Source organism: Ancylobacter sp., assembly GCF_965249975.1.
Lineage (GTDB): Bacteria > Pseudomonadota > Alphaproteobacteria > Rhizobiales > Xanthobacteraceae > Ancylobacter.
In genome coordinates, this window is sequence record NZ_CBDFNE010000009.1 from 1 (window position 1) to 17,609 (window position 17,609).

The 17,609-nt window shown below is 67.9% G+C and carries 16 protein-coding genes; 11 read left to right on the forward strand and 5 right to left on the reverse strand.

Going from position 1 to position 17,609, the window contains the following annotated elements:
• Positions 1 to 117: 117 nt before the first annotated feature.
• Complete coding sequence (locus ACP2AH_RS09545; protein ID WP_425105587.1) at positions 118 to 1,017, reverse strand: HpcH/HpaI aldolase/citrate lyase family protein; 900 nt, start codon at positions 1,015 to 1,017, stop codon at positions 118 to 120.
• A 106-nt stretch (positions 1,018 to 1,123) separates the two neighbouring features.
• On the opposite strand from ACP2AH_RS09545, the gene ACP2AH_RS09550 reads away from it, so the two are divergent.
• From ACP2AH_RS09550 to cysW, 9 genes are all read left to right on the forward strand, one after another.
• Positions 1,124 to 2,296, forward strand: coding sequence for an NAD(P)/FAD-dependent oxidoreductase (locus ACP2AH_RS09550; RefSeq protein ID WP_425105588.1), 1,173 nt, complete (start codon positions 1,124 to 1,126; stop codon positions 2,294 to 2,296).
• 140 nt (positions 2,297 to 2,436) lie between these two features.
• Positions 2,437 to 3,219, forward strand: a complete 783-nt coding sequence (locus ACP2AH_RS09555; protein ID WP_425105681.1) for a DUF429 domain-containing protein — start codon at positions 2,437 to 2,439, stop codon at positions 3,217 to 3,219.
• Between the two features lie 152 nt (positions 3,220 to 3,371).
• On the forward strand, positions 3,372 to 3,680 hold the full coding sequence (locus ACP2AH_RS09560; protein WP_425105589.1) for a DUF2849 domain-containing protein: 309 nt from the start codon (positions 3,372 to 3,374) through the stop codon (positions 3,678 to 3,680).
• Positions 3,681 to 3,704: 24 nt separating this feature from the next.
• On the forward strand, positions 3,705 to 5,360 hold the full coding sequence (locus ACP2AH_RS09565; RefSeq protein WP_425105590.1) for a nitrite/sulfite reductase: 1,656 nt from the start codon (positions 3,705 to 3,707) through the stop codon (positions 5,358 to 5,360).
• Positions 5,347 to 5,859, forward strand: coding sequence for a DUF934 domain-containing protein (locus ACP2AH_RS09570; RefSeq protein ID WP_425105591.1), 513 nt, complete (start codon positions 5,347 to 5,349; stop codon positions 5,857 to 5,859). Before ACP2AH_RS09565 ends, ACP2AH_RS09570 begins: the two co-directional genes overlap by 14 nt.
• Positions 5,856 to 6,599: a phosphoadenylyl-sulfate reductase gene (locus ACP2AH_RS09575; protein ID WP_425105592.1), complete on the forward strand. Its 744-nt coding sequence runs from the start codon at positions 5,856 to 5,858 to the stop codon at positions 6,597 to 6,599. Before ACP2AH_RS09570 ends, ACP2AH_RS09575 begins: the two co-directional genes overlap by 4 nt.
• Positions 6,600 to 7,564: 965 nt before the next feature.
• Positions 7,565 to 8,587: a sulfate ABC transporter substrate-binding protein gene (locus ACP2AH_RS09580; protein WP_425105593.1), complete on the forward strand. Its 1,023-nt coding sequence runs from the start codon at positions 7,565 to 7,567 to the stop codon at positions 8,585 to 8,587.
• A 232-nt stretch (positions 8,588 to 8,819) separates the two neighbouring features.
• Entirely contained in the window at positions 8,820 to 9,629 is an 810-nt protein-coding gene (gene cysT, locus ACP2AH_RS09585) for a sulfate ABC transporter permease subunit CysT (protein WP_425105682.1), read from the forward strand.
• Positions 9,626 to 10,462 (forward strand): sulfate ABC transporter permease subunit CysW, encoded by an 837-nt coding sequence (gene cysW, locus ACP2AH_RS09590; protein WP_425105594.1) that lies wholly within the window; start codon positions 9,626 to 9,628, stop codon positions 10,460 to 10,462. Before cysT ends, cysW begins: the two co-directional genes overlap by 4 nt.
• A 6-nt stretch (positions 10,463 to 10,468) precedes the next feature.
• Here cysW and ACP2AH_RS09595 read toward each other — a convergent pair whose 3' ends face one another.
• On the reverse strand, positions 10,469 to 11,050 hold the full coding sequence (locus tag ACP2AH_RS09595; RefSeq protein WP_421699372.1) for a YqaA family protein: 582 nt from the start codon (positions 11,048 to 11,050) through the stop codon (positions 10,469 to 10,471).
• Between the two features lie 46 nt (positions 11,051 to 11,096).
• The gene (gene hisE / locus ACP2AH_RS09600) at positions 11,097 to 11,546 is read right to left on the reverse strand and encodes a phosphoribosyl-ATP diphosphatase (RefSeq protein ID WP_425105595.1); all 450 of its coding nucleotides are present in this window, start codon (positions 11,544 to 11,546) and stop codon (positions 11,097 to 11,099) included.
• A 200-nt stretch (positions 11,547 to 11,746) separates the two neighbouring features.
• Between hisE and ACP2AH_RS09605 the strand changes: the two genes are divergently transcribed.
• Together ACP2AH_RS09605 and ACP2AH_RS09610 are read left to right on the forward strand one after the other, a co-directional pair.
• Positions 11,747 to 13,132, forward strand: coding sequence for a D-alanyl-D-alanine carboxypeptidase family protein (locus ACP2AH_RS09605; RefSeq protein ID WP_425105683.1), 1,386 nt, complete (start codon positions 11,747 to 11,749; stop codon positions 13,130 to 13,132).
• Between the two features lie 55 nt (positions 13,133 to 13,187).
• Positions 13,188 to 14,315 carry a CobW family GTP-binding protein gene (locus ACP2AH_RS09610; RefSeq protein WP_425105596.1) on the forward strand — a complete coding sequence of 376 codons (1,128 nt, stop codon included), beginning with the start codon at positions 13,188 to 13,190 and terminating at the stop codon, positions 14,313 to 14,315.
• Between the two features lie 33 nt (positions 14,316 to 14,348).
• On the opposite strand, the gene ACP2AH_RS09615 is transcribed toward ACP2AH_RS09610, so the two are convergent.
• Positions 14,349 to 14,984 (reverse strand): CAP domain-containing protein, encoded by a 636-nt coding sequence (locus ACP2AH_RS09615; RefSeq protein ID WP_425105597.1) that lies wholly within the window; start codon positions 14,982 to 14,984, stop codon positions 14,349 to 14,351.
• A gap of 113 nt (positions 14,985 to 15,097) precedes the next feature.
• A complete protein-coding gene (locus tag ACP2AH_RS09620; RefSeq protein WP_425105598.1) occupies positions 15,098 to 17,578 on the reverse strand; it encodes a DUF3772 domain-containing protein in 2,481 nt (826 codons plus the stop codon).
• Positions 17,579 to 17,609: the final 31 nt, after the last annotated feature.

Here is a 17,609-nt window from a genome sequence, read left to right on the forward strand (position 1 = left end):
AGAAGGCCTGGTCGTCCGGGCCGGTGAGGTAGCGATAGAGCTTCATGTCGGTTTCCTGTCTGCGGCCCGGCGCGGAGGTCGCCGGCCGGTGCTTTCCTGTCCGGTTATCGTTCCGTGTCAGTCCCGCCGGGCGATCGCCTCGGCCAGTGCCACGGTGCGACGGGCGATGTCGGCATGCATGCGCTCCACCATCCGCCCCTCCATCTGCACCACCCCCTTGCCGGCGTTTTCCGGCCGGTCGAACAGCGCGATCAGCGCCCGCGCCGCCGCCACCTCGGCTTCCGGCGGCGAGAAGGCGGCATTGCAGGGCGCGATCTGGTCGGGGTGGATCAGCGTCTTGCCGTCAAAGCCCATCTCCGCGGCCTCGCGGCATTCGCGGGCGAAGCCATCGAGATCGCGAAAATCGTTCCACACCGCGTCCAGCACCGCCACCCCGCCGGCGCGCGCCGCCAGCACGCAATGGGAGAGCCAGCTCGCCATCGGCGCCCGCCCCGGCACGAGCCGAGCGCCGGTCTCCTTGGAAAGGTCGTTGGTGCCCAGCACCAGCGCGCCGAGCCGTGTCACCGGGCTTTTCGCCGCCAGCGCAATGTCCGGCGCGCGCAGCACCGCGATCGGGGTCTCGATCATTGCCCAGACCCGCAGCGAGGCGGCGGCCCCGAGCGCTTCCAGCAGACGGCCGACCACATGCAGGGTTTCGGGGTCGTTCACCTTGGGCAGCAGCACCACGTCCGGCCCCTCCCCGCGCGCCGAAGCGGCGGCGATCATCGCCATGTCGGCGTCGAACCAGGGCGTGTCCGTGGCATTGGCGCGCACCACCACCTCGCGCGGGGCGAAGCCGCCTTGCGCCAGCGTGGCGGCGACGCGGGCGCGCGCCTCTTCCTTGGCCTCCGGCGCCACCGCGTCCTCGAGATCGATGACAAGGACATCCGCCTTCAGGCTGCGCGCCTTTTCCAGCGCACGTGGATTCGCCCCCGGCATGAACAGCACGCTGCGGCGCGGACGGACGGGTGTGGACATGATTCGCTCGGCTCATTGGCAGATGGTGGCGAAGAGCCTATCCCGCTGATTGGCGGGCTGCCAATCGGGCGCCGGTGCCCGGTCGCGCCGCCTATGGGTCAAGGCCATGGACGATACTTTCGACGTGCTCATCGTCGGCGGCGCCATCATGGGGGCCGCCACCGCCTATTTCCTCACCCGCGATCCCGGCTTTGCCGGCCGCGTCGCCGTCATCGAGCGCGATCCCAGCTTCACCTATTCCTCCACCACCCTGTCCGCCGCCTCGCTGCGCCAGCAATTCTCGATTCCCGAGAACATCCGCATGTCGCTGTTCGGATTGGAGTTCTTGCGCAGCGCCAAAGAGCGCTTCGGGCCCGACACCGATCTCGCCTTCCATGAGGGCGGCTATCTCATTCTCGCCAGCGCCGCCGGCCTGCCGATCCTTGAAGCCAATCACCGCACGCAGATGGCCGAGGGCGCCGACATCGCGCTGCTCGACCCCGCCGCGCTCAAGGCTGCCTTCCCCTGGCTGAATGTGGACGACCTCGCCGCTGGCGCCTTCGGCCGCTCGGGCGAGGGCTGGTTCGATGCGCACGCGCTGCTCGCCTGCCTGCGCGGCGCGGCGAAGGCGCAGGGCGCGCATTTCATCACCGGCGAGGTGGTCGGCCTCACCCGCGAGGGCGCGCGCATCACCGGCGCCACGCTGGCGGACGGGCGAAAATTCGGCTGCGGCGCGCTGGTCAATGCCGCCGGGCCGCGCGCCGGGCGCGTCGCCGCCATGGCGGGCATCCCGCTGCCGGTGGAAGGAAAGAAGCGCTGCGTCTTCGTCGTGCATTGCCGCACGCCGATCGAAAAGCTGCCGCTGCTGGTCGACCCCTCGGGCTTCTATATCCGGCCCGAAGGCGCCTACCAGATTTGCGGCGCGCCGCCGGCGGACGACAACGACCCCGACGCGGACGGCGATTTCGAGGTCGACTGGTCGATCTTCGAGGAGAACATCTGGCCGAACCTCGCCCACCGCATCCCGGCGATGGAGGAATTGAAGGTGGTGCGCGCCTGGGCCGGGCATTACGAGATGAACCTGCTCGACCACAATGCGGTGATCGGCCCGCACCCGGAGGTGGGCAATTTCTACTTCCTGAACGGCTTTTCCGGCCACGGCCTGCAGCAGGCCCCCGCCGCCGGCCGCGCCATCGCGGAATGGCTGGTGCAGGGCCGCTCCGTCTCGCTCGATCTCGACGTGTTCTCCTATGAACGCATCGCGGCCGGCCGGCCGCATGCGGAGCTGAACATTATCTGAGGGGGTGGACCGGTGCGGGGCGCCGTCCTCCTCCCGCCAATGCAGAAGAAGCGTTCTTGAAGCTTCCACCTCGTTTCGAGCGCTGTCTGTCACTATGCTTGTTCTTGAATGCAGGTGGGAGTGAGGGGCGGAACGTGCGTGTGGCGGGCGTAGATGGCTGCAAGGACGGTGTTGACAGCCGGAATCCGGGCAAGACCCTCGGAGGTTGGGTCGCGGTGATCATCGAACCGGACGGTTCCGCGCACGCCACCCGGCTCCGGGCGATCGCCGAACTGTTCGAGCGTCCGCTGGCGCCGCACATCGTCGCCGTGGACATGCCGATCGGGCTGCCCGAACGGATCGAGACCAATGGCCGCGCACCCGAGCGGCTGGTGCGGCCAGAACTGCGCCAGCGTCAGTCGAGCGTGTTCTCCATGCCCTCGCGCGCCGCCGTCTATGCCAGCTTGGATGAGACCGTCGCGGAAGAAGAGCGCTACCGCCACGCCTGCGCTGTAGCGCTCGAAACCTCGACGCCACCGCGCAAGGTGTCGCGGCAGGGTTTCGCGCTCTTTCCCCGCATCGTCGAACTCGACCGCTGGCTGCGCGCGGACCCGGCTCTGCAGGAGAGGGTCTTCGAATGTCACCCGGAGGTCAGCTTCTGGGCGATGAACGGGCAGGTGCCGCTTAACCTTCCCAAGAAAGTGAAGGGCATCGCCGCCGCGCCGGGGCTTGAGCTGCGCCGGCGGCTGCTCGAAGCGGCCGGTTTCGCGCCGGAAGTCCTCTCGCCTCTCAAGGCGCGGGAGCTGCGCGTCGGGGAGGACGATCTCATCGACGCCTGCGCCGCCGCCTGGACGGCAGGGCGCATCGCGCGGGGGCAGGCGATGAGTTTCCCCTCCCCGCCCGAACGCGACTCCGAGGGATTGCCCATCGCCATATGGGCGTAACGCGCGGGCTTTAACGCTTCCTTCAGCGCGGGGGCGCATGCCGTCGAAAGAGCACGGGGATAATTACACGTCCGATTTGTGCATTTATTTCTTTTGTACGTTCTAAATCGGTGTGATAGAAAAACACCCCGACTGAGATGAGGATTTCGCGCATGGCCGCGCCGCAACAGCAGAAACTGAAGGTCAACGGACCCGTCGCCGTCACCGCCAACCGTCTCACCGACGGCGCCGTGGTGTGGCGTACCAAGGCCGGCGGCTGGTCGGTGGCGCTGGCGGATGCGGCCGTGGTCACCACCGCCGAAGCCGCCATCGCCCTGCTGGCGGAAGCCGGCAAGCGCGATCTCGACGCGGTCGGCCCTTATGTTGCCCCGGTTACCGTGGATGACCAGGGCACCATCGGCCCGGGCAATCTGCGCGAGCGCATCCGCGTCGCCGGCCCGACTTTCGAACTGCCCCACTGAAGACGCACAAGGCCGACCCCGCTCATGTATGCCTATGATGAATTCGACCGCGCCTTTCTGGCCGAACGTGTCGCCGAGTTCCGCGACCAGGTCGGCCGCCGCCTCTCGGGCGCGCTGTCGGAAGACGAGTTCAAGCCGCTGCGGCTGATGAACGGCGTCTATCTCCAGCTGCATGCCTATATGCTGCGGATCGCCATTCCCTATGGCACGCTCAGCGCCGACCAGCTGCGCCGCATGGCCCATGTCGCCCGCACCTATGATCGCGGCTATGGCCATTTCACCACGCGGCAGAACATCCAGTTCAACTGGATCAAGCTGGAAGAACTGCCGGAAGCCATGGCCTCGCTGGCGGAAGTCGGCGTCCACGGCATCCAGACCTCCGGCAACTGCATCCGCAACGTCACCACCGACCAGTGGGCCGCCGCGACGCCGGAAGAATGCGACGACCCGCGCATCTGGGCGGAAATCCTGCGCCAGTACTCCACGCTGCACCCGGAATTCACCTACCTCCCGCGCAAGTTCAAGATCGCCATCACCGCCGCCGGTCATGACCGCGCGGCGATCAAGGTGCACGATGTCGGCCTGCGCCTGCACCGCAACGACGCCGGCGAACTCGGCTTCGAGGTGCTGGTCGGCGGCGGGCTCGGCCGCACGCCTTTTGTGGGCAAGTCGATCCGCCCCTTCCTGCCGGCGCGCGAGCTGCTGAGCTACATCGAAGCCATCATGCGCGTGTACAACCAGTACGGGCGCCGCGATAACATCTACAAGGCCCGCATCAAGATCCTGGTGCATGAGATTGGCGCCGAAGAGTTCTCCAAGGCGGTCGAGGCCGAATGGGCGGCGATCCGCGACGGCGCGCTGCACCTCTCCGACGAGATGATCGCCGACATCCGCGCCCGCTTCATCTATCCCGCCTTCGCGGCGCTGGAGAACGCGCCGGCCGAACTCACCGAGGCGCTGAAGGACAGCCGCTTCGCCACCTGGCACCGCAATTCCGTGCAGACGCACAAGGTGCCGGGCTATTCCATCGTCACCATTTCCCTGAAGCCGGTCGGCGCCCCTCCCGGGGACGCCACGGCGGACCAGATGGACGTGGTCGCCGACCTCGCCGAGCGCTACGGCTTTGGCGAGATCCGCGTCGGCCATGAGCAGAATCTCTGCCTGCCGCATGTGGCGCAAAAGGACCTGCCGGCGCTATGGGCCGCGCTCGACGCCGCCGGCCTCGCCACGCCGAATGTGAACCTCGTCAACGACATCATCGCCTGCCCCGGCCTCGATTACTGCGCGCTGGCCAATGCCCGCGCCATCCCCGTGGCGCAGGAAATCGCCAAGCGCTTCGCCGATCTCGACCGGGCGCGCGGCGTCGGCCGGCTGCACATCAACATCTCCGGCTGCATCAATGCCTGCGGCCACCACCATGTCGGCCATATCGGCATTCTCGGCGTGGAGAAGAACGGCCAGGAATTCTACCAGATCACGCTGGGCGGGCGGGCCGACGAGCACGCCCAGCTCGGCACGCTGCTGGGGCCGGCCGTGTCCTATGAGCAGGTGCCGGGCCTCATCGAGGATGTGGTCGACACCTATCTGGAGCTGCGCGCCGGCCCGCAGGAACTGTTCATCGACACCGTCGCCCGCCTCGGCGTCGAGCCCTTCAAGGAGCGCGTCTATGCCTCTCATTGAAAAGGGTGACATCGTCGCCGACGCCTATGTCCGCGTGCCCGACGAAGACGCGCTGCCCGAAGGCGCGGCGGTGCTCATCAGCATCGACCACTTCCTGAAAGAGGCGGAGACGCTGAAGGGCCGGCAGGCGCCGGTCGGCGTGATCTGGCCGAACAACCGGCCGATCGCCGAAATCGAACCCTATCTCGGCCAGCTCTCCCTCATCGCGCTGAACTTCCCCACCTTCCGTGACGGCCGCGCCTATAGCCAGGCCCGCCTGCTGCGCGAGCGGCTGGGCTGGAAGGGTCCGCTGCGCGCCATTGGCCAGGTGCTGCGCGACCAGTTCCTGCTGATGGAGCGCTCCGGCTTCGACCAGATCGACGCGGTGAAGGAAGCCGACGCCGAGGCCTTCGACGAGGCGACCCACCGCTACACCGTGTTCTATCAGCCGGCGACCGACCAGCGCCCCAGCCTTCTGCGCCAGCGCCTCGGCCGCACGGTTTCGGGAGTGCGCGCATGACCTTCCAGCGTTCCGGTGCCGATTTCACCCCCGCCACGCCATGCACGGACGAGGTGGGCGGGCTCGCCTGCGCGCTCGCCGATGCCGGGCCGGAGGAAATCATCGCCACCGCCCTGCGCACGCTCGGCCTGGGCCGGCTGTGCCTCGTCTCCTCCTTCGGCACGGAATCGGCGGTACTGCTGGCCTATGCCGCCAAGGTCGACCGCTCGATCCCGGTGGTGTTCCTCGATACCGGCTTCCTGTTCGAGGAGACGCTTTCCTATCGCGACGCGCTCACCGCGCAGCTCGGCCTCACCGATGTGCGCAGCATCCAGCCGGACGCGGCACGGGTGGCGGCGCTCGACGCCGACCGCGACCTGTGGTTTTCCGATCCCGATGCCTGCTGCCGCATCCGCAAGGTGGAACCGCTCGCGCGGGCGCTGTCCGGCTTCGACGGCTGGCTCAACGGGCGCAAGCGCTATCAGGGCGGCCTGCGTGCCGCGATTCCGGCGGTGGAGCGCGACGGCGCGCGGCTGAAGTTCAACCCGCTCGTCAATCTCGACCGCGCGGCCGTGGAAGCCGCGCAGCGCGATTTCGCCCTGCCGGACCATCCGATGCTGGCCAAGGGCTTCACCTCGGTCGGCTGCATGCCCTGCACCAGCCGCGCGGCGGCAGGCGAAGACGCCCGCGCCGGCCGCTGGCGCGGCAAGGGCAAGACCGAATGCGGCATCCACACGCTGCTGAACACGGTCGGCGCCTGAACGGGTGCCCGGCACGTAGGCGTGCGAGCGAGCTACCCGCTCATCCCCGAACCTCGCCCGCGCCGCCTTCGCGCCCTCATCCCCGGGCTTGACCCGGGGTCCCAGTCTTCCCCCGCCGGCCGACACTGCGCGGAACCTCTCACCCGCTGAGGCCGAGTTCGTCGGCGCCCGGCCCCTGGGTGCCCGGGTCAAGCCCGGGCATGAGGGAAGGGGGAAGCCGCCCGGCAGCCTGATGCAGCGGCCGGACCCGCCTCTGCCCGCCCATGCTCCCTAAAAGCTCGGCGCTCGGCGCGTGCCGCATCCCTCCCCCTCATCCCCGGGCTTGACCCGGGGACCCAGCCCTCCCGCGCCACCCGACGCCCGCCATATCCGCTCTCCCGCCACGCCTAGCACCTGGGTGCCCGGGTCAAGCCCGGGCATGAGGGAAGGGGGAAGCTGCCCAGCAGCCTGATGCAGCGGCCGGAACGCCCCTGCCCGCCCATGCTCCCTAGAAGCTCGGCGCGAACCACCTCACTGCCGCCTCATCCCCACGGCACAGCGCGCGCCGCATCCTCCCTCGTGCCCGGGCCTGCCCCGCGGACCCAGCCTTCCGGCGCCACCCGACGCCGGCCGGGCCGCCTTCGACCCTCATCCCCGGGCTTGACCCGGGGACCCAGCCTTCCCACGTCGCCCGACAGGCGCGATATCATGCGGTTCCTGCCCCCGGCCGCCACGCCCGGCCTGGGTGCCCCGCCACGCCCGCGCATGAGGCCGCGAAGAGGCCATCGCGGCGGGCTGGGCAACCTTTGCGCCGCCGCCGGCCTCGCCGCCGCGAACGCTCCACTTGGGAAACCCCATCGACCCGGCGTAAATTTCCACTATTTCCTATTAATTCGGTAGAATTAATGTTGACCCCGGTGCGGAGCTGTGGAAACCTCTCCCCATCACATTCACCAGCGCCACCGCGCTGCCGGGGGAGATTGCCCATGTCGTTTCATTTCAGGCCCGCGGCCGTCGCCGCGCTCGTGGCCGCTCTGGCGGCGCCGCTCGCCTACAGCCCGCCGGTGCGCGCCGCCGACGTGACGCTGCTCAACGTGTCCTACGACCCCACCCGCGAACTCTATTCGCAGTTCAACAAGCTGTTCGCCGAGCGCTACAAGGCGGACACCGGCAAGAGCGTCGAGATCAAGACCTCGCATGGCGGTTCCGGCAAGCAGGCCCGCTCGGTGATCGACGGCCTTGAGGCCGATGTCGTCACCCTGGCGCTGGCTTATGACATCGACGCCATCGCCGATAAGGGCTTCCTGGCGCAGGACTGGCAGAAGCGCCTGCCGGACAACGCCTCGCCCTACACCTCGACCATCGTGTTCCTGGTGCGCAAGGGCAACCCGAAGGGCATCAAGGACTGGAACGACCTGGTGAAGTCGGGCGTGCAGGTCATCACCCCCAACCCGAAGACCTCGGGCGGGGCGCGCTGGAACTACCTCGCCGCCTGGGCCTATGCGCTCAAGCAGAATGGCGGCGACGCGGAAAAGGCCAAGGCCTTCGTCGGCGAGATCTACAAGCACGTCCCGGTGCTCGACACCGGCGCGCGCGGCTCCACCGTCACCTTCACCGAGCGCGGCGTCGGCGACGTGCTGCTCGCCTGGGAGAACGAGGCCTTCCTCTCGAAGAAGGAATTCGGCGACGACAAGTTCGACATCGTCGTGCCCTCGCTCTCCATCCTCGCCGAACCGCCGGTGGCGGTGGTCGACAAGAATGTCGAGCGCAAGGGCACGCGCGAAGTGGCCGAGGCCTATCTGAAGCTGCTCTACTCCAAGGAAGGCCAGAAGCTGGCGGCGGAGAACTTCTATCGCCCGCGCGATCCCGAGATCGCCAAGGCCTATGCGAACGTCTTCCCCAAGGTGGAACTCGTGACCATTGACGACCCGGCCTTCGGCGGCTGGCGCAAGGCGCAGAAGACCCACTTCTCTGATGGCGGCGTGTTCGACCAGATCTATTCCAACTGAGGCGGGCCGGCGGGGCCGGTCGCATCGGGCTCAAACGGTCCGATCGGCCTCACTGTCCACCTCATCGGCCTCATCGGCCACCGCTTTCGACCCCTCTCCGGGCCGTGCCGCAAGGCGCGGCCTTCGCCGTGACCACCCCTCCCGGAGCACCGCCTTGAGCGAGACGACGCTGGACCGCACCACCCTTGTCGGCACCGCCCCGCCCCCCGCCGCGCGCCGGGCGCAGGGCGTCATTCCCGGCTTCGGCCTCACGCTGGGGCTGACGTTGCTCTGGCTGTCGCTGGTGGTGCTCATCCCGCTGGCGGCGCTGTTCCTGAAGACGGCGGAACTGTCGCCGGACCGGATCCTCGCCATCCTCACCGCGCCCAGAACGTTGAATGCGCTGAAGATTTCCTTCGGCCTCTCGCTCGCGGCGGCGAGCATCAACATCGTGCTGGGCGCGCTCATCGTCTGGGCGCTGGTGCGCTACGACTTCCCCGGACGGCGGGTGCTCGACGCGCTGATCGACATTCCCTTCGCCCTGCCCACCGCGGTGGCCGGCATCGCGCTGACCACGCTCTATGCCGAGAATGGCTGGGTCGGCGGCCTGCTCGTGCCCTTCGGCATCAAGGTCGCCTTCACGCCGCTCGGCATATTAATCGCGTTGATTTTCATAGGCTTGCCCTTTGTGGTGCGCACGGTCCAGCCGGTGCTGGAAGACCTTGACCACGATCTGGAGGAAGCCGCCGCCACGCTCGGCGCCAGGCGCTGGACCACGATCCGCCGCGTCATCGCCCCGGCGGTGCTGCCGGCCTTCCTCACCGGCTTCGCCCTCGCCTTCGCCCGCGCGGTCGGCGAATATGGCTCGGTGATCTTCATCGCCGGCAACCTGCCCAATGTGTCGGAGATCGCGCCGCTGCTCATCGTCATAAGGCTGGAAGAGTTCCGCTACGCCGACGCCACCGCCATTGCGGCGACCATGCTGGTGGCGTCCTTCCTTTTGCTGTTCGTCGTCAATGGCTTGCAGCGCTGGTCGCAGAGCCGCACCGGGAGGCTGGCATGAGCACCTCACCCGTCCGCGACGAGCCTGCGCTGGTCAAGGCTCTGGTGATCGGGCTGGCGATCGGCGTCGTCGGCCTGCTCATCGTGCTCCCCCTGATCGCCGTCTTCGCCCAGGCCTTCACCAAGGGCTGGGACGCCTATCTCGCCGCGCTGGTCGAGCCTGACGCGCTGGCGGCAATCCGCCTCACTCTGCTCGTCACCGCACTCTCGCTCACCGCCAACACGGTGATGGGCCTCGTCATGGCCTGGGCGATCACCAAGTTCGAATTCCGCGGCAAGAGCTTTCTCATCTCCCTGATCGACCTACCCTTTTCGGTTTCGCCTGTCGTGGCGGGCCTCGTCTTCGTGCTGCTGTTCGGCGCGCAGGGCTATTTCGGCCCATGGCTGATCGACAATGGCTGGAAGATCATTTTTTCCTGGCCGGGCATCACGCTGGCGACGATTTTCGTCACCTTCCCCTTCGTCGCGCGGGAGCTGATTCCGCTGATGCAGGAACAGGGTACGACGGAGGAGGAAGCGGCCGTCACCCTTGGCGCCGGCGGCTGGCGGGTGTTCTCGCGCGTCACCCTGCCCAATATCAAATGGGCCCTGCTCTACGGCGTCCTGCTGTGCAACGCCCGCGCCATGGGCGAGTTCGGCGCGGTGTCCGTCGTGTCCGGCCATGTGCGCGGCGAGACCAACACCATCCCGCTGCAGGTCGAGATCCTCTACAACGAGTACCAGTTCCAGGCGTCCTTCGCCGTCGCCTCGCTGCTGGCCCTGCTCGCCATCGTCACCCTGCTGGCCAAGACCGTGCTGGAAGCGCGCCTTGGCCGCAGCGGCGGAGGGCATTGAACGCGCTCAGAACAGATACACAGCCGCCAGCACACCGCCCACGACCAGCACGGCGAAGGCCGCCGTCACCAGCCCCAGCCGCTCCTCAATGAAGGTGCGCGCACTCGGCCCGATCCAGTAAAGCAGGCCCGCCACCATGAAGAAACGCAGGCCGCGGGTCACGACCGAGAGCACGACGAACCAGAACAGGCTGTAATGGGCGAAGCCCGAGGTGATGGTCACCACCTTGTAGGGGATCGGGGTCAGTCCCTTGATGAGGATGATCCAGTGGCCGTAGCGCTGATACGCTTCGGTGAAGGCGTCCACCTTGGCGCCATAGCCATAGAGCTGGATGAGAAACAGCCCGAGCGAGTCGTAGAGCAGCGCGCCGATCGCGTAGCCGAACAGGCCGCCGACCACTGAGGCGAGCGTGCACACGGTGGCGTACCACCAGGCGCGCGCGGGTCGAGCCAGGCACATCGGCACCAGCATCACATCCGGCGGCACCGGAAAGAACGAGCTTTCGGCGAAGGAAACCCCGGCCAGCGCCCAGGGCGCAGAGGGGCGCTCGGCGAGGTCGATCACCCACTGATAAAGACGGCGCAGCATGGGAGGCCTGACGGAAAGAGACAGAAGGAAGCGCCGCAGCGCGAGACTAGGACGACGAGGGCCGCCGGCGCGGAAGGTCGGCAAGCGGGACGGCACCGGCACCGTCGGCAAGGTCCCATAGCAGCGGCCCGCCCGTGCCCGCATTGCCTTCGAATAGCGGCGAATCCTTGCCGGATCCTGACCGGCGCTTGGGAATCTTCTCGGCCATGCCCAGCAGCTTCTCGCGCCGGCGCATTTCCGCCCACACGTCCTCCGGCTCGATGCCGAGTTCGGCCCACAGCACGACAAGATTGTAGATCAGGTCGGCGCTCTCGCGCACCGTGCCGGCACGGTCGCCGATGACGCCGTCCAGCGCGACCTCAACGGCCTCTTCGGCCACCTTCTTGGCCATCGCCGCCCGCCCCTTGCGCAACAGTTTCGCGGTGCGCGGCGAAGGGTTGCTCCCCTTTCGCGTGGCGACCACGGCGGCATGCAGGCGGCGTATCGAATCACTCATGGTTGGATTGTAGAGCCAATTACATGAAGGCTTCGCGGCAGAAACGCGCCCGGCTGGCGCCGCTGTGATCGCACGCCCGGCTTTGCCTTTTGCGCCGCGGCAGCGATCGGGTTATTGAAGGGGCACCAATGCCTTTTCAGGCTGGTCCGTCCTGCCGTGCGCGCCGTCGCTCTCATCGTGAAACGGATACTGGAAGCGTGCTGAACCTTTCCCTGTTCCGCCCCCGTCTTACCCACCGCGCCTTGCGCCGCCCGGCCCCGCTGCTGGCCCTCCTGCTGCTTATGCCGCTGCTGCTGGCCCCGGTGGCGGCGCAGGCGACGCCCTCGCTGGTGATTGACGTGGAAAGCGGCAAGGTGCTGCTGGCCGAAGACGCGACCAAACCGTGGTATCCCGCCTCCATCACCAAGCTGATGACGGCCTATGTTACCTTCAAGGCGCTGCGGGCAGGCCGGCTGACGCCGGAAACGCTGATCACCGTGTCGGAGAATGCGGCGGCGCAGAAGCCGTCCAAGATGGGCTTCAAGGTCGGCACCCAGGTCACGGTCGACAACGCCTTGAAGATGATGCTGGTAAAGTCGGCCAATGACATGGCCGTGGTTCTCGCCGAGGGCGTTGGCGGCTCCCTGCCCGGCTTCGTCGACGAGATGAACGCCACTGCCGCCGAACTCGGCATGACCGGCACCCATTACGCCAATCCGAACGGCCTGCCGGACCCGGGACAAGTCTCCACCGCGCGCGACCTCGCCATTCTCGCCCGCGCCATCTTCCTCAATTTCCCGGAACACGCCGACCTGTTCCGCATTCCCGCGATCAAGATCGGCCCGGCGGTCATCCGCAGCTACAACAAGCTGATCGACCGCTATCCCGGGGCCGACGGCATGAAGACCGGCTTCATCTGCGCCTCCGGTTTCAATCTCGTCGCCAGCGCCACGCGCGGCAATCGTCATCTCCTCGCGGTCGTTCTCGGCACCGACTCGGGCAAGGCCCGCACGGAAGAGGCGGCGCTGCTGCTGGAACGCGGCTTCCAGCAATCCGGCAATATTTTCGGCTCCATCGCCCCCTCGGTGGAGACGCTGCGCAATGAATCCGGCCCGCCGGCCGACATGCGCGCGCAGGTCTGCGGCGGGCAGCGCAAGAACACCGCCTCGGAAGCCGATGACGACAGCGGCCCGGCGCCCACCGGATTCGTCGCTGCCGGCATGGCCCAGTTGGGCGAGAACGTGACCGGCGCCAGCCTTCTGCAGAAGCTGCCGCCTTCCATGCCGCCGGTCGAGGTGTGGGTCGGCCCCTTCCCCAGCGCCGAGGCGCTCGCCGCCGCCTATCCGCCGCCGCCGGCCCCGAAAAAGCCCGCGACCGCGAAGAAGCCGGGCGAGAAGAAGGGGCAGACGACGGCGATCATCGACCCGGCCGATCCCTCGGCCCCCGCCGCGCCGAAACCCAAGCCCAAGCCGAAGCCCGCAACGGCGCAGGCCGCCGACGCCAAGCCCGCGGCCAAGCCGGCGGCGACCAAGCCGGCGGCGAAACCCGCCGCGAAGCCGGCGCCCGCGCCGGCGCCGATGGACCTCGCCCCTCCTCCGCCGCAATAGTATTGGCGCCGCCCAACCTCGCGTGACCGCGGCGCGCCCGAAAAGGATGTCGCCCATGAGCGAGGCCACCCGTCTTCCGCCGGAACCAATTCCGGTCACGCTGCTCACCGGCTTTCTCGGCGCCGGCAAGACGACGCTGCTGAACGCCCTGCTCCAGCAGCCCGGCATGGCGGACACCGCGGTGCTGATCAACGAGTTCGGCGAGATCGGGCTCGATCATCTGCTGGTGCAGCATTTCGACGACGCCACCGTGCTGCTGGCTTCGGGCTGCCTGTGCTGCACCATTCGTGGCGACCTTTCGGAGGGGCTGGAGCAATTGCTGCGGCGGATGGACAATGGCGCCATCCCGCCGTTTCACCGCGTGGTGATCGAAACCACCGGCCTCGCCGACCCCGCGCCAATCCTGCATGTGCTGATGATGCATCCCTATCTGGTGATGCGCTTCCGGCTGGACGGCGTCGTCACCGTCGTCGACGCCGTGAACGGTCTCGGCACGCTCGACGCCCACCCGGAATCCGTGCGGCAAGCGGCGATCTCCGACCGCATCGTGCTCACCAAGACCGACCTCATCGACACGCCGGCGCGCGAGCAGGACCTCGCCGCCCTGCGCCAGCGCCTCGCCCGCCTCGCGCCCGGGGCGCCGGTGCTGGCGGCGGCGAAGGGTCAGGCGACACCGGAGGCCCTGTTCGGCGCCGGCCTCTATGATCCCGCGACGAAGATTCCGGACGTTTCGCGCTGGCTGGCGGATGAGGCGATCCTGGCCGCGGAGGAAGCCTCGCGCGTCCATGCCCATGACGAGAACCGCCATGACGAGCGCATCCGCGCCTTCACGGTGGCAACGGAAGCCCCGGTCTCGGCGGCGGCGATCGACATGTTCCTGGAGCTGGTGCGCGGCACGCACGGGCCGAAGCTGCTGCGGCTCAAGGGCATCGTCAAACTCGCCGAAGACCCCGATCATCCCCTCGTGCTGCATGGCGTCCAGCATGTGCTGCACCCGCCGAGCCAGCTTCCCGCCTGGCCGGACGACGACCGCCGCACGCGGCTGGTGATGATCGTGCGCGATGTCGAGCCGGCGGTAATCCGTCGGCTGTTCGACGCCTTCATGGGCCTTCCCGCAGTCGACCGGCCCGACCGCGTCGCGATGACCGACAATCCGCTCGCGCCGGCTACGCTCAGGCGCTGAGCGCGAGGGCCGGCCACGCTTCGGCGCTGTGCCCTACTGGCCGGAAATCGGCGCGCCGTTGAGCAGAACCTGCGTGCCACCGGGTGCCGGGGCTGCGGCCGTAGCGCCGGCCGGCGATCCGGCAGCTGGCGCCGCCTCGGCGGCCTCCGCCTTCGGGTCGGGCACCGCAATCACCATCGCCCAGTAGACACTGTATTTGCTGCGCGGCGACCGCACGGCGGCAATGCCGAGCCGGGTCGCGCCGGGCAGCAGCATGTTCTTGTTGTGGGAGGGCGAGTCGCGCCAGCCCGAGAACGCCTCCGCCAGCGTGTGATAGCCGGCGCCGACATTCTCCGCCGCCCTCAGCCCGCTGAACCCCGCCGCCTTCAGCCGGGTGGTCAAGCCGCGACCGCCGATATTGTGCGAGAGCTGGTCCGCCGCCGCCATCGCCTTGGCCTGCCGTTCGGCCACCGTCATCAACACCGGGTCGATCGTCACCGCCGGCAGGCCGCGCCCGCGCCGATAGTCGCTGATCAGATTGGCCGCCGCCTGCGGATCGAGCGCACCGCCCTTGGCGATATTGGCATAGAAGGTCTCGTCCACCGGCACGGTGGTGGGGCCGGCGGCGCAGGCCGCCAGCAGGAGGGGCACCAGCAGGAGGCCGGCGAGGCGCTTCAGCGGCAAGGACATGCGACACTCTCAAGCAGGAGCGGAGACGGGAAATCCGGGCACGATTGATCCGCCCGGATCGGTAAACCAATCGCTAACGCGCACGCCGACGCTCGGGCTGGTCACCAGAATGATCAGGCGCCGTCATCCCCGGCGGCCGGTTCCTCCCCGATCCGCCCGCCGCGATAGATGCTCCAAGGCGTGTAGGGAATACCGATCTTCGCCGTCTTCAGCCGGTCGAGCACGGCGAAATGCAGATCGCTCTTCACCGTCAGCGCATAGTCGACATTCGCCACCACACAACGCAGCTCGAATTTGAGATAGCTGTCGCCGAACGCCATCAGGAACACCCGCGGCGGCGGCGAGCGCAGCACCTGGGGGTGGTCGCAGGCACATCCGATCAGAATGTCGCGCACCTCGTCGGCATCCGTATCATAGGCGACGTTGACGGCGACGATCACCCGCCCGGTGGTGTTGGCGTGGGTGAAGTTCTTCACCATGCCAGTGATCAGGTCGGAATTGGGGATCAGCACCGCCGCACGATCAAAGGTCTCGATCTCGGTCGCGCGCACGCTGATGCGCCGCACATAGCCTTCCTCACCCTTCACAGCGATGGTATCGCCGACCCGGATCGGCCGTTCGGCAAGCAGGATCAGGCCGGAAACGAAGTTCGACACGATGGACTGGAGGCCAAAGCCGATACCGACCGAGAGCGCACCGGCGACAAGGGCGATGTTCTCAAGGTTCAGCCCCAACTGGCCCATCGCCATCGCGATGACGGTGATGGAGCCGATATAGCCGATGATGGTGGCGATGGAATTCTGCAGACCTTGGTCGAAAGCGGTCTTCGGCAGGATCGCCACCGCGAACCAGCGCTGGATGGCGCGGGCGATGACGATGCCGACCGCCAGGAACAGCAGCGCGCTCAGAATATCGCCGATGGCGACCGTCGAATTGCCGATGGTGAAGCCGAGCGTGACACGGCTCGCAATGTCGGCGAGATCGGAGGTGGAGGTGCCGAAGGTCCCAACCGTGAGGATGACGATACCGATGATCGCCACCGCCTTCAGCAGGCCCGCAGTCAGCACGGCGAGAAGTTCGAGGCTCGCTGGCCGCACGCCGATCAGCTTCGCGGCATGGCGGGCGCGCGGGCCGGTCGCCAGGGCATCGATGAACAGCGAGTTGATCAGCGCGACCACGAGATAGAGCGTGCCCGCCATGACGACGGCGATCAACGCCCGCGACGACAGGAAGCTCGCGAAGCTCACATAGCCGATCACCAGCGCGCCGACGACGGTGAGGTTCAGGATCCAGAAGGGAAACTTGATCCAGTTGAGCACGGAGGTCGACGGCGCCTCGCCGGCATCCGCCGTCGGGGCGGCCGTCTCCTTGGCGGCCCCGGCCTTGGCGTCGGAGATATCCTCATCGCCATCGCCGGAAAGTGCGTTCAGCGCCCGCATGCTGCGAGAGGCGACCAGCACGAGGCAGAGCGACATGGCGGCACTGGTCGCGACCGAAAGCGGTACCGGAACCACCAGAGCGCGATGGAAGGCGCCCAGCGTCACCGCGACCGCCAAAATCCACAAGCCGATCTGGGCAAAGCGGAAGATCAGGCCCGCGATTTCATTCGACAGGGGTACGACGCGGCGCTGCGGCTCGCGCGGCGCCAGCGCCCCGTCGAGCAGGCCGACGCCGATGGCGACGATGGAGATGGCGAGTAGAAGCCCCTGCGCGATTTCATTCACGCGGGGCGGCAGAAGGTCAAAACCGTTCAACAGGGCCAGAACGGCGGTGGCGGCCAGCGGCCCTGCCGCCATGCGCAGAATGGCGACCAGCGCCGACAGGCTGCACGCCCGCAGCCGTGAAATCGGCGCCCCGTCCACCCCGAGTTCCGCGCGTCGAATAGGGCGCGCCAGCACGCTGCGTGCAAAGAAGATCAGCCCGACGATAAGCAGCGAGACCAAGCCAATGGCGATCTGGCCGATCGGCTGCATGCGGGCATTGGCATAGGCCGCCCAATCACTGAGGAGATAGTTGATCCCGCGCAGTTCAATCGGCACCGCCGCTGCCGCCGCCAGCCAGAGCGAGGGATCGAGCACGCTGTGGGACCGTGCAAGCAATTGATCGGTGAACAGTGCCCGCCGCCGGCTGGTGATGCGATCCGACAGCTGGTCGGCGCGCACCTTCAACAGCTTGGCCTGTTTGAGCACGGCGTCGAGTTCGGCCGCGCGGGCGGAGAGCGCGTCGCGCTCGGCGGTGATGGAGGCGCTTTCGGCCGGGGCGTCGTCGGCGGGCTTAGGCCCAATCTCCTTCACGCGGTGGTTCAGATTGGCCAGCAGCGGGTCGAGCGTGGCGACGCCGGTGGCAAGGTCCGCCCGCACCGGGTCGAGCCGGGCGCGGAGATCGTCGAGATCGATGGAGCGCAGCCCGTCACGCCCAAGCGCCGCTTCCACGCCGTCGACAATGGCGCGCTGGCCTTCCAGCTTTTCCTGCACCTGCTGCTGTTCGGGCGGGATCTGCGCAAAGACGGCGCCAGCGCCGACCAAGACGACGAGAGCGACAAGCGCGCCCAGCATCAGCCGCGCCAACAGCGGCACGACGGGCGGGACAATCATGCCAGCTCGCGGAGCGGCGATGCGGCGCACG

Excerpts from the sequence above, each read along its gene's own strand:
- ACP2AH_RS09545 (WP_425105587.1), bottom strand. The coding sequence starts at position 1,017 with ATGTCCACACCCGTCCGTCCGCGCCGCAGCGTGCTGTTCATGCCGGGG.
- ACP2AH_RS09550 (WP_425105588.1), top strand. The coding sequence starts at position 1,124 with ATGGACGATACTTTCGACGTGCTCATCGTCGGCGGCGCCATCATGGGG.
- ACP2AH_RS09560 (WP_425105589.1), top strand. The coding sequence starts at position 3,372 with ATGGCCGCGCCGCAACAGCAGAAACTGAAGGTCAACGGACCCGTCGCC.
- ACP2AH_RS09565 (WP_425105590.1), top strand. The coding sequence starts at position 3,705 with ATGTATGCCTATGATGAATTCGACCGCGCCTTTCTGGCCGAACGTGTC.
- ACP2AH_RS09570 (WP_425105591.1), top strand. The coding sequence starts at position 5,347 with ATGCCTCTCATTGAAAAGGGTGACATCGTCGCCGACGCCTATGTCCGC.
- ACP2AH_RS09575 (WP_425105592.1), top strand. The coding sequence starts at position 5,856 with ATGACCTTCCAGCGTTCCGGTGCCGATTTCACCCCCGCCACGCCATGC.
- ACP2AH_RS09580 (WP_425105593.1), top strand. The coding sequence starts at position 7,565 with ATGTCGTTTCATTTCAGGCCCGCGGCCGTCGCCGCGCTCGTGGCCGCT.
- cysW (WP_425105594.1), top strand. The coding sequence starts at position 9,626 with ATGAGCACCTCACCCGTCCGCGACGAGCCTGCGCTGGTCAAGGCTCTG.
- ACP2AH_RS09595 (WP_421699372.1), bottom strand. The coding sequence starts at position 11,050 with ATGCTGCGCCGTCTTTATCAGTGGGTGATCGACCTCGCCGAGCGCCCC.
- hisE (WP_425105595.1), bottom strand. The coding sequence starts at position 11,546 with ATGAGTGATTCGATACGCCGCCTGCATGCCGCCGTGGTCGCCACGCGA.
- ACP2AH_RS09610 (WP_425105596.1), top strand. The coding sequence starts at position 13,188 with ATGAGCGAGGCCACCCGTCTTCCGCCGGAACCAATTCCGGTCACGCTG.
- ACP2AH_RS09615 (WP_425105597.1), bottom strand. The coding sequence starts at position 14,984 with ATGTCCTTGCCGCTGAAGCGCCTCGCCGGCCTCCTGCTGGTGCCCCTC.
- ACP2AH_RS09620 (WP_425105598.1), bottom strand. The coding sequence starts at position 17,578 with ATGATTGTCCCGCCCGTCGTGCCGCTGTTGGCGCGGCTGATGCTGGGC.